This window comes from Carnobacterium sp., assembly GCF_049673005.1.
GTDB lineage: Bacteria > Bacillota > Bacilli > Lactobacillales > Carnobacteriaceae > Carnobacterium_A.
Genome location: NZ_JBATXB010000064.1, coordinates 1 through 11,163, shown reverse-complemented (window position 1 = coordinate 11,163; position 11,163 = coordinate 1). Strand labels below are relative to the sequence as shown.

Annotated in this window: 11 protein-coding genes; 3 read left to right on the top strand and 8 right to left on the bottom strand. The window is 35.5% G+C overall.

The window, feature by feature from the left end; translation table 11 throughout:
• The 3 genes from WBF61_RS05155 to WBF61_RS05145 form a co-directional block, all read left to right on the top strand.
• On the top strand, positions 1-845 hold an 845-nt coding region (locus WBF61_RS05155; RefSeq protein ID WP_424254530.1), incomplete at its 5' end, for a phosphomevalonate kinase.
• 27 nt (positions 846-872) lie between these two features.
• Complete coding sequence (fni, locus tag WBF61_RS05150) at positions 873-1,940, top strand: type 2 isopentenyl-diphosphate Delta-isomerase (RefSeq protein ID WP_424254528.1); 1,068 nt, start codon at positions 873-875, stop codon at positions 1,938-1,940.
• Between the two features lie 118 nt (positions 1,941-2,058).
• Positions 2,059-3,054 carry an oxidoreductase gene (locus WBF61_RS05145; protein ID WP_424254526.1) on the top strand — a complete coding sequence of 332 codons (996 nt, stop codon included), beginning with the start codon at positions 2,059-2,061 and terminating at the stop codon, positions 3,052-3,054.
• A 145-nt stretch (positions 3,055-3,199) separates the two neighbouring features.
• Here the strand turns inward: WBF61_RS05145 and WBF61_RS05140 are convergent, their stop codons facing one another.
• The 8 genes from WBF61_RS05140 to codB all read right to left on the bottom strand — a co-directional run bounded on the left by WBF61_RS05140 (position 3,200) and on the right by codB (position 11,146).
• Complete coding sequence (locus WBF61_RS05140) at positions 3,200-4,027, bottom strand: GNAT family N-acetyltransferase (RefSeq protein ID WP_424254524.1); 828 nt, start codon at positions 4,025-4,027, stop codon at positions 3,200-3,202.
• Positions 4,028-4,059: 32 nt separating this feature from the next.
• Positions 4,060-4,596 carry an acyl-CoA thioesterase gene (locus WBF61_RS05135; RefSeq protein WP_424254523.1) on the bottom strand — a complete coding sequence of 179 codons (537 nt, stop codon included), beginning with the start codon at positions 4,594-4,596 and terminating at the stop codon, positions 4,060-4,062.
• 93 nt (positions 4,597-4,689) lie between these two features.
• Entirely contained in the window at positions 4,690-5,013 is a 324-nt protein-coding gene (locus tag WBF61_RS05130; protein WP_424254521.1) for an AzlD domain-containing protein, read from the bottom strand.
• The gene (locus WBF61_RS05125; RefSeq protein WP_424254519.1) at positions 5,010-5,717 is read right to left on the bottom strand and encodes an AzlC family ABC transporter permease; all 708 of its coding nucleotides are present in this window, start codon (positions 5,715-5,717) and stop codon (positions 5,010-5,012) included. Before WBF61_RS05125 ends, WBF61_RS05130 begins: the two co-directional genes overlap by 4 nt.
• Before the next feature lie 457 nt (positions 5,718-6,174).
• A complete protein-coding gene (locus WBF61_RS05120; RefSeq protein ID WP_424254518.1) occupies positions 6,175-7,476 on the bottom strand; it encodes a pyrimidine-nucleoside phosphorylase in 1,302 nt (433 codons plus the stop codon).
• A gap of 120 nt (positions 7,477-7,596) precedes the next feature.
• Positions 7,597-8,268, bottom strand: a complete 672-nt coding sequence (gene rpiA, locus WBF61_RS05115) for a ribose-5-phosphate isomerase RpiA (protein WP_424254517.1) — start codon at positions 8,266-8,268, stop codon at positions 7,597-7,599.
• Positions 8,269-8,583: 315 nt separating this feature from the next.
• On the bottom strand, positions 8,584-9,855 hold the full coding sequence (gene codA / locus WBF61_RS05110; protein WP_424254515.1) for a cytosine deaminase: 1,272 nt from the start codon (positions 9,853-9,855) through the stop codon (positions 8,584-8,586).
• Between the two features lie 19 nt (positions 9,856-9,874).
• Positions 9,875-11,146, bottom strand: a complete 1,272-nt coding sequence (gene codB / locus WBF61_RS05105) for a cytosine permease (RefSeq protein ID WP_424254513.1) — start codon at positions 11,144-11,146, stop codon at positions 9,875-9,877.
• Positions 11,147-11,163: the final 17 nt, after the last annotated feature.

The window sequence follows — 11,163 nt, the reverse complement described above, 5'->3', positions numbered from 1 at the left end:
TTTTAGCCGCGATTACATTAACGGAAAAATACGCAAAAGAATTAAATAAGTCATTAGCATTTTTCAGTCTAACAGTGGACAGTGAATTAGATAGTTCCAATGGTCGAAAATATGGACTAGGCTCTAGCGCGGCTGTCACGGTTGCTACTGTTAAAGCTTTGTGCCAATTTTATGAATTAGAAGATACAGATGAGCTAGTTTTTAAATTGGCGGCATTAGCTCATCTTTCTGTTAAAAGTAATGGTTCGTGTGGAGATGTAGCAGCTAGTGTCTATGGCGGGTGGATAGCTTTCACGACATTTGATCGCGAATGGGTTACCTCTCAACAAGAAAAAAGGAATTACTCGATAAAAGAATTAATTGAGGGAGATTGGCCATGTCTTTCTATCCTTTCTCTAAACCCACCTGTTGATTTGCGTTTGGTCATTGGCTGGACTGGTTCTCCTGCATCTACTTCAGATTTAGTAGACGAAGTAACTAGTAAAAGAAGACGCGATCAACAGGCCTATGAGCAATTTTTAGAAGATAGCAAACAGTGCGTGAATCTTATGATTGAGGGATTTCAGACCAATGATATCCTTCTCATTCAACAGCAAATTAGAAGAAATCGTAACTTGCTCGTTAAAATGAGTCAAGATACTGGTGTTGTTATTGAAACTCCTGCTTTAACTCAATTGTGTAACGTTGCTGAACAATATCACGGCGCAGCTAAATCATCTGGTGCTGGCGGTGGAGATTGTGGGATTGTTTTATTTAATCGCAGAGAAGGTCTATTGCCTTTAATGACAGCTTGGGAAGAAGAAGGCATTACGAACTTGCCACTCCACGTTTACAATACGAAATAGCTTATAATAAAAGAAAGGATGATCCTCATGAATTCTGCAAACAATAGAAAAAATGAACATGTCTCATTAGCAATGAATTTTTTCAAAGACACTATTCCATCTGATTTTGATGCACTCCATTATGTTCATCATTCTTTCCCACAAATGTCTGTCGAAGAAGCTGATCTTTCCACTTCTTTTGCAACCTTTCAATTAGACTTCCCTTTTTACATTAATGCTATGACTGGTGGCAGCGACTGGACAAAAAAACTTAATAAAAAATTAGCTATTGTAGCTCGTGAAACGGGTATTGCTATGGCATCTGGTTCAGTAAGTGCGGCGCTAAAAAATCCTAGCGTTAAAGATAGTTTTACGATTATAAGAGACGTTAATCCAACTGGGCTTATTTTTGCTAATTTAGGTACAGGTCAAACCGTTGAAAATGCAAAAAAAGCTGTTGATTTAATGGAAGCTGATGCTTTACAAATACACATCAATGCTCCTCAAGAGTTAATCATGCCAGAGGGAGATCGAGATTTTTCTAATTGGTTGGATCAATTAAATGCTATAACCACTGCATTAGATGTTCCGATCATTGCTAAAGAAGTTGGCTTTGGAATGAGTCGTGAAACAATTGCATTAATTTTATCAACTGGAGTAAAAACTATCGACATCAGTGGAAAAGGTGGCACAAATTTTGCGAAAATTGAAAACTACCGACGCAAGACAAATAAAATAGATTATTTAGAAAATTGGGGTCAATCCTCTGTGATTTCACTATTAGAAGCTCAAGAATTTATAAGTCAAGTTGATATCCTAGCATCAGGTGGTATTCGTCACCCGCTTGATATTGTAAAAGCCCTCTCTCTAGGATCTAAAGCTGTTGGGATTTCTTCTTTGATTTTAAATATGGTTATTAATGACGGTGTCGATGAGACGATTAATCAAATGAATGAATGGAAAAGCAGCTTAAAATCCATTATGACTTTATTAGGTAGAAAATCTATTCTCGAATTGCAACGAACGGATCTCATTGTTGCTGGAGAAACTAGAGAATGGTGCTTAGCTCGCGGAATTGACTATACTAAATTGGCTATACGCTCAACAACTAATTAACGACTTTACTCGATAAAGTGTTTACACTTTATCGAGTTTTTTCTATTTTTTGATTTGGTTTTTCTTTAAGAATCAGGTAGTATAAAAGTATCTTATTAAATGAAATGAGGCTCTATCTATGAAAACTTTTCCAGCTTTTATTGCAAAAGAAGAAAATGGGACGATTGTTTCTACTATTCAGCAGATTACTAAAGAGGATTTACCCCCAGGAGACGTCTTAATTGAGGTCCATTATTCTGGTGTGAATTATAAAGATGCCTTAGCAGCTAAAATGGGCGGTGGCGTTGTTAGTCAATACCCGCTTACTCTAGGTATTGACTTGAGTGGAATCGTTGTTGAATCAGCCGTTTCAGAATTCAAGACAGGGGATCCTGTTATTGTTACCAGCTATAAATTAGGAGTAGCACACGATGGTGGTTATAGTCAATATGCTAGAGTCCCAAGCGAATGGGTCGTCCCACTACCAGATGGATTAAGTCTGAAAGAAGCTATGATTATTGGAACTGCTGGCTTCACAGCTGCTCAATCTATTCATGCGCTCGAGTCTGCAGGCCTTCATCTTGGACAAGAAACTGTATTAGTTACTGGAGCTACAGGTGGCGTAGGAAGCATGGCTATTTCTATGCTAGCTAACTTAGGCTATAATGTAGAAGCTGTTTCTCGTAAAAAAGATCAATCAGAGAATTATTTACAAAAACTAGGCGCAACAACCGTCTTATCTATCGAAGACGTTCAACTTCCAAAAGCAAAACCATTAGCAAAACCACGTTGGTCAGCTATTATTGATCCCGTTGGCGGACCTCAATTAGCTCCTTTATTAGCACAATTGCATTATAGTGGTGCGATTGCATTAAGTGGAAATGCCGGTGGTCTAAAATTTGAAGCTACTGTTTTACCTTTTATATTACGTGGCACTAAATTAATTGGGATAGACTCTGTTGAATGCCCTATCGAATTAAGGAAAAATTTATGGCAAAGATTAGCAACAGACATGAAGCCTACTCATTTAGAGGATATGGTTGATCAACAGATTAATTTAACTGACTTACCTTTAGCTTTTTCTAAAATCTTGGCCGGTAAAATGACTGGACGAACTCTTGTAAAAATAAAATAGCTTTGATAAAAAACGACTTGAACTTGAGTTAGTATAAAAGCATAAACTAAACAAATCAGTGATTTAAATATAGTTAAAGAGGCTAGGGAGCCTATCATATTAATAGGCTCCCTAGCCTCTTTAACTTTTTAATAAATTAATGTATTTAGCTTATTAGTTCTTGAAAAATATTCTTTTTATTTTCCTCTAATTTTGGTTTTAGCATGCACCATTTTTTTGTAGTATCTTGATAACCTAGGCGATGATACACACACCCAGCTTTAGAATTATGATAGAAAAGACAGGCTACTTTAGCATTGTCTAGACAATACTGAGTTAGCGAGGTTGTTATCATCGTTGCGTAGCCTTTAGATTCTTCTGACTTTACTGTACCAATTCGGGTAATCATCGCTGCTTTTGAACTTTCTGCCGAGATTCTTCCCGAACTAATAATTTCGTTTCTATCATTTTTAATGATATGTATCAAAACATCTTCATTATCCAACATTTCTGTTAACACTAACTCTGATTCTGATACTGTTTCAAAACAAGCTTTTTGCCAAGAAAGATAAGCTGGTATATCAGCTCTGACTAACTTCTCTACAAGATGCATCTTTTTAGGTGACTCTATTAACTCCTCACAAACAGAAAGAATTGTTTCTATTTGTTCTAATTCCGGAAAATAAATTTCATATTGTTCAATAGCTAATTTCTCACCACTAATCACATTTATTTCATTTAGACTTTGTAAAAGAGGTAAAAATGTATCGAACCCTAAGAATTCTTTACCGTGAACTGGAATAGCAATATCTTTATAGCGTAGCAATAGTCCTTTAATTTCATCAAGATCATTTGTGTATGCCCAAACATCTTGATCTAAAGAATCAAATCCATATCTTTCAATATCTGCAATGACAAACAAATTCGTTATAGGATCATTTTCTAGAAAATCAAGAATCAAGTCCTTATTATTTTCGGCACATTTATATATCACAGTAGTTCCTCCTAATGGAATCTATTTAAATTTTAAACTTCCCACGTAGTTGAATAAGAAATAACATTTGCAAATTGTTCGTTAAATTCACGGTTTAAAAGACGTTTTTCATGACGTTTCTCGTACCCGCTACAAACTAGCTTTTCTTCCTTAGTTGAAGGTTCTACTAGAGGAACGATAACACTAGGAACTGCTTCACTTTTCATTGAAACAAAAGTACTAAAACTAGTTGCTGCTAAATAGCGCTCTCCAGTCATAAGATCTTCTCCCATAATTTTGCAAAAAACTTCCATAGATGATTTCCCTACGCCAGATACATAGCTTTCAATACAAACAGAATGATTACTAGGCAGGGGATGCAGAAAATCTAAAGAATCAATCGAAGCTGTTACTGTTATCCCTCTCGAATGACGAGCAGCTGAGATAGAAGCTGTATTATCAATCCAACTCATTAAATTACCACCGAATAAGGTCTGGTGATGATTTAAATCAGATGGCAAAACGCGATGTGTTTGGACTACTTTTGATTCAATACATTTTTTTATTGCGCGATTGGTTAGTTCAGACATGTCTTTCCTCCAATAAATTTATTTAGTTTTTTTAAGTGATATCTTTTTTCATTATAGCATGATTCTCTATTTTTTTAGACCATCTAGAGTAGTTTAACTTAAATAAATGAAGAAAGAAAGACTGGCAACTCCTAGTATCATCGCCCACAATAAACTTTTAGTATAGTAGGCAATAATCGCTGTCAGAATTGACGGCAATAATTTTAGGTTAGACAGTGGATTAACATCTACGCTCCCATTCCAGAAAAAAATATCAGAAAAAACTAATGCGGAAAATATTGAAACAGGAATAAACGACATCCATTTCGCTAGTTTTTCTGGGATAGTACGTTTACTTAGAATAAGCATAGGCAACATTCTAGGTAAATAGGTCACTATAGACATACCCAAAATTAAGAACCATGGATTAAATTTCATTTATTGTATCCCACCTTTTCCTTTTGATTATCTTTATCTTTGTCTAGCCAATAGCCAAAAAGAGAAGCCAAAATCGCTGCAATCACTAAAGCTATATTATGATGAAGCAATTCCATTAAAATAACCGATAACCCCCCCGCTATTAGTCCAACAATAATGACTAATTTCGAAACCAGTTGATTGATTAGTAAAGCTATAAACAGTGCGATTAAAACATAATTCATCACTGTAATATCAAACATCCAGTTACTTCCTATCCATCCTCCGATAACTGTGCTAACCACCCATGACAAGTAGGCCAGAATATTTGTTGCTAGAGCTTGATATTCTGTCCATTCGTGATTTTTAAATTGATTATAGTTAATAGCGTAAGCTTCATCTGCTAATGTATGGCTATAAATTAGAATAAATGGAATGGAACTTTTTTTAAAGAACTTGGACATACTTGAGCTCATCAATAAGTGCCTAATATTTAAGAAGAAAACCATTAAAACAATCGTTGGTATAGATGCTCCCATGAGGATCATCGAAGCAGTCATAAATTGTGCTGCTCCAGCAAATACAAGTAAACTCATTAAGAGAATAGCAGAAATAGTAAAACCTGAATCATATAAAAGCATACCACAAGCTAATCCCAATGGTATATAGCCTAACATAACAGGATAAATAATAGTCAAACCATCTTGCCAATCTTTCTTATTCATTCTCATTCCTCCTAAACGCAAAAAACTGTAAAGGTTAGTATAGCATATACGCTCATCTAATTATCATCTTATTTTAATTTAATTCATTTAGTGTTATCTTATTGATTGTTAGTATTGTACTCCTTATTCTATTTTGCTATGCTACACTTATTAACAAAATTATAGATAAAGAGGGTAAGGCAAACCTATGTTTAAAAAAATAGTCTTTAGTATCTTTTTTATTAGTTGTTTTTACTTCTTAATCTACTTATTTCTACCATCTTTTCGTAGTATTGTAGCAGCTGGTGGAATTTTGGCGTACTTGCATGTCATCATGAGCATCCTTTTATTTATAGGACTATTTTTGTTTGTTGTTTCAGTTCTTCATTACTTATTCGTAGAATAAAGTAAAAATAGGCCAGTTAAGTTGATCCTTTTAACGGATTAACTCAACTAGCCTATTCTTATTAACTATTTTTTAGTCAAGAATCAGTTCGTGAATCAATTGAATGGGTTCTGCTTTATCTGAGATAGCAATATTTTCTTGAATCTTATTTTCTACTGAAGAGACGTCTTTTTGATTGCTATAAATAGTGACTAAAGACTCACCTTTTTCAACCTTATCTCCAACTTTTTTACGTAGCATTAGACCAACGGCTAAATCAATTTTACTTTCTTTGTTCGCTCTACCGGCTCCTAGCATCATTGCTGCAATACCAATTTCATCTGCATTAATTTGAGAAACAACCCCATCACGGGTAGCTAGTACTTCCGATTGGTACTCTGCTTGTGGAAGACGTTCAGGATTATCAATGACAGCTGTGTCTCCCCCTTGAGAAGCAACGAACTCTTTAAATTTCTCAAGTGCTTTCCCATTATTTAAGTTTTCTTCTAATAACAATCTTGCTTCTGCTAAGTTTCCACCAATACCTGCAAGATGTACCATTTGGCTGCCTAAAGTTAAACACAATTCTACTAAATCTTCAGGTCCATTTCCTTCTAACGTTTCTATAGCTTCCTTTACTTCCAAAGCATTTCCGATAGCGTAGCCTAAAGGTTGGCTCATATCAGAGATAACAGCCATCGTTTGACGTCCAACTAAGTTACCGATTTTCACCATTGCATGCGCTAATTCTCTAGCATCTTCTTTTGTCTTCATAAATGCACCTGCACCAATTTTTACATCCAATACAATCGCATCTGCTCCAGCAGCTATTTTTTTACTCATAATTGAACTGGCGATTAACGGTATCGATTCTACCGTTCCAGTAACATCACGTAAAGCATAAAGTTTTTTATCAGCAGGAGTTAAGTTTCCAGATTGACCTACCACTGCAACTTTATTTTTATTTACTAGTTCAATAAATTTTTCTTGAGTTAATTCAACAGTAAATCCTGGAATAGCTTCTAACTTATCAATCGTCCCTCCAGTATGCCCTAAGCCTCGACCGCTCATTTTCGCAATTGGTACTCCTAAACTCGCAACCAAAGGAGCTAACACTAGAGTAGTTGTATCCCCTACTCCACCGGTTGAATGCTTGTCCACTTTAACCCCATGAATAGCCGACAAATCAATTTTTTCTCCTGAATTTACCATACTCATCGTTAGATCGCTTCGCTCATGATCATCCATTCCTTGAAAATATATAGCCATTGCAATAGCACTCATTTGGTAATCAGGAATTTCACCAGTTGTAAATCCTTCAATCATATAATTAATTTCTTCTGTTGTTAATGCTTTCCCATGTTGTTTTTTAGCAATCAAATCTACTATACGCATTGTATCTGTCCCCTTTTATTCGATTTATTCTGTTATTTTACCATACATCGTCATGTTAACGGTTTCAATTGCTTCAGTTGACAATAAATTCTCATCAACTTTTCATCTATTAGTAAAAAATCATCTAACATCTAAGATTTCTACAGAATCCTCGTGTCCTACAATAACTGTATGAACCATATTCAAAAATAAACCATGTTCAATCACACCCGTCAGTCCATCTAACCAAGCAGCTAGTTCTATTGGATTTTCAATTGTATTCAGGTGTAAATCAACAATATAATGTCCACCATCTGTTACATATATTTCTTTAGAATCGTCTAGACGCAACACAGGTTTTAAACCCTTTGATTCAAAAAGTCTAAAAAGTTGTTTGTAACCAAATGATACAATTTCAACTGGTAAAGGAAAAGCCCCAAGTCTTATTACCATTTTACTATCATCTACAATCCAAATCACTTTTTCACTAGCATTAGCTACTAATTTTTCAAATAATAAAGCCCCACCACCGCCCTTAATCCCTTGGTAGTCAGCACTAATTTCATCCGATCCATCGATTGTTAAATCAATTTTCTCAACATCGTTTAAATCCACTAATGGTATATTTAAGGATTCTGCTTGCTCTTTTGTACGGCTAGAGGTAGTCACACCTTTAATCTTCAACCCTTCTTTAACTCGTTTACCAAGTGCTTCAACTAAGTAATAAGCTGTTGATCCAGTCCCTAGTCCTACAATCATTCCATCTTCAACATACTCTGCTGCTTTTTCTCCAACCATTTGTTTTATATTCATTCTATTTACTCCTTATTATTGACATTTTTTCAAACTATGTATTTCCATTTTTCAAAAGGTCTAGGATAGACTTTAGAAGTCGTTAGCTTACGAAAGAACCTTCTTACTTATAGTACCATTTGTTCTAAAGAGAAAGCAATATCGGGGATAAAAATCTATTATCAACTCACTCTCTACCCATAACATTAAAAACCTAACGATTAACATTAGAATTTTGATCTAATGTTTTATCGTTAGGTTGTCTTTTTATTTCATTCTCTTACCCATCAGAATAAGAAAATCATTTTTATTATAATGTACTCATTTAAAAACGTATTATTTCGAAAAAGTAATCTCTTCTATTCCATCTATATCTACAATTGAAACTGCTGGAGTCGTTTGCGAAATGATTGTCCCTTTGCGAATAGAGTATAAGACAACAGCCTGTCTTCTCACCGTTTCATACCCGCTATCTGCATCAAGAATAATAAGATTGCCTGGTTTCCCGACTTCTACTCCATACTCATCAAGGATATGCATAGCTTTAGCGCTATTTGTGCTAATCAGATGAAGGGATTGATTGATCTCCTCATACCCCATCATTTGCCCTACATGGAGGCCCATGTGCAAGACTTGTAGCATATTCCCTGTTCCTAATGGATACCAAGGATCAAAGATATCGTCATGTCCAAAAGCAACATTCATACCTGCTGCTAATAATTCTTTTACGCGTGTTAACCCTCTTCTTTTTGGATAACTATCAAATCGCCCTTGAAGATGAATGTTCACTAATGGGTTTGAAATAAAATGGATACCCGATAATTTTAAAATACGAAATAATTTAGATGTATAAGCATCATTGTAAGAACCCATTGCTGTTGTATGGCTAGCTGTAACCTTATCCCCAATACCGTATTCATACGCACGAGTGGCTAGAACTTCAAGGAAACGTGATTGTTCATCGTCAATTTCATCACAATGCACATCGATAAGCACATCGTATTTTAAAGCTAATTCAACTACTTTATTAATCGACTCGACACCGTATTCACGTGTAAATTCGTAATGCGGAATACCACCGACAACATCTGCTCCTAGCTTTAATGCTTCTTCTAATAAGTCTAGCCCATTAGGATAAGATAAAATACCCTCTTGTGGAAAGGCTACAAGTTGAATGGTCACAGACTCTTTCATTTCTTCGCGTAATTCAATTAATGCTTTTAGAGCCGTTAATGATGGATCAGTTACATCCACATGAGTTCTGACAAACTGTATCCCATTAGCGATTTGCATCTTTAAAGCTTTGCGTGCTCTTGTCTTTACATCTTCAATTGTGAGAGACTGCTTTCTTTCTGACCACGTTTGAATCCCTTCAAACAATGTTCCACTCTCATTCCAACGCGGTTCTCCTGCCGTTAAAACAGAGTCCAAATGAATGTGAGGTTCAATGAACGGCGCAGATACTAGCTTACCTTTGGCATCTACTACCTCGTGTCCTTGAACTTGATCGTATTCAATTCTGTCTTCAATACGTGTGATGATGCCTTCTTCAATTAAAATATCTTGCTGTTTATTTTGGTTGTAAACTAATCCATTTTTAATTAACACGACTTATTCCCCTTTTTCTTTAAATGCTTTCATTTGTTAGATTATCCATCTTTAATGCTACTTGAGAGGGTTTAAAGACCTTTACTAAAATAGTGTAGCTTCCTATTGCTATAATGATACCATTAATCGCCGGAATACCTGGAGCATAAAGAGCAGCCAGTGAACCAACAGCAACTGCAAGCAAGGCGTGAACATTTACGCTTCTAAATTCTTGTGTATCAAAATTTTTATACCTTTCTTTATCATAAAGGAAATAATCTGCAATTAGAATCCCGCCGACTGGTGGGATAAAAGTTCCCAGTGACCCTAAGAAAGCTTGAAAGTTAGAGTATAAAAATAAAGAAGATAAGGTCCCAAGAACACCCAAAATGAGAACTATTTTTTTCTTAGGCTGTTTTGTAATATTAGAAAAACCTAGTCCCGCTGTGTAGATAGCATTATCATTTGTTGTCCAAATATTTAATCCTAGCACGACAATAGCTGGTATAATTAATCCTTGTGAAAACATGACTTCCGATATATCTGAAAGGCCTGTAACCATCGCACCAATTGCACCGAATAAAAACATCAACGAATTTCCTACAAAGAAAGCAAAGACCGTTGTGATAACACTAATTTTTCGAGATTTTGCAAATCGAGTAAAGTCAGCGGTTGTCGAACCTCCACTTATAAATGAACCTATCGTAAGAGATATTGCTGTACCCATCGTAATTGGAGCTGTAGGTGTCAAAGAAAGTATTTCTTTCATCCCACCTGCAGATTGTATAGCGTCAAAGACTGATTTCCCACCTAATAAAGCAATCGCTGGCACAGATATAAAACTAATAATCGCAAGAGTTTTCATTCCAAAAAACGCAGATGTTGTCATCGCTATTCCAGCAATAACGACTAAAACTGGGATACCGATACCTGTTACTTTATGAACTGGTAAAGCAATCATTGCAATGCCTACCCCAAACCAACCAACTTGCGTTACTCCTAATAAAAATGAAACCAAGTATGAGCCTTTTTCTCCAAAAGAATATTTTGCAAGTAAATGAGTAGATAAGCCTGTACCTGAACTGATGAAAGCCAAAAACCCTGTATAAACACCTAGTATAAGATTTCCGATAAATACGGCTAGTATAAAATCTTTAAAGGATAATCCCGTCCCCAGTGTTCCTCCCGTTAGCATACTAGCAGAAAAAAAGGTGAATCCTAACATAATAAAAAGCATCGACCAAAAGCCTTTTTTATCTTCTTCTTTTACTCTTGCTAATGAATAATCCTTATCTTGCTGAGTGTTTTTCATTATACTCCTCCTTATTA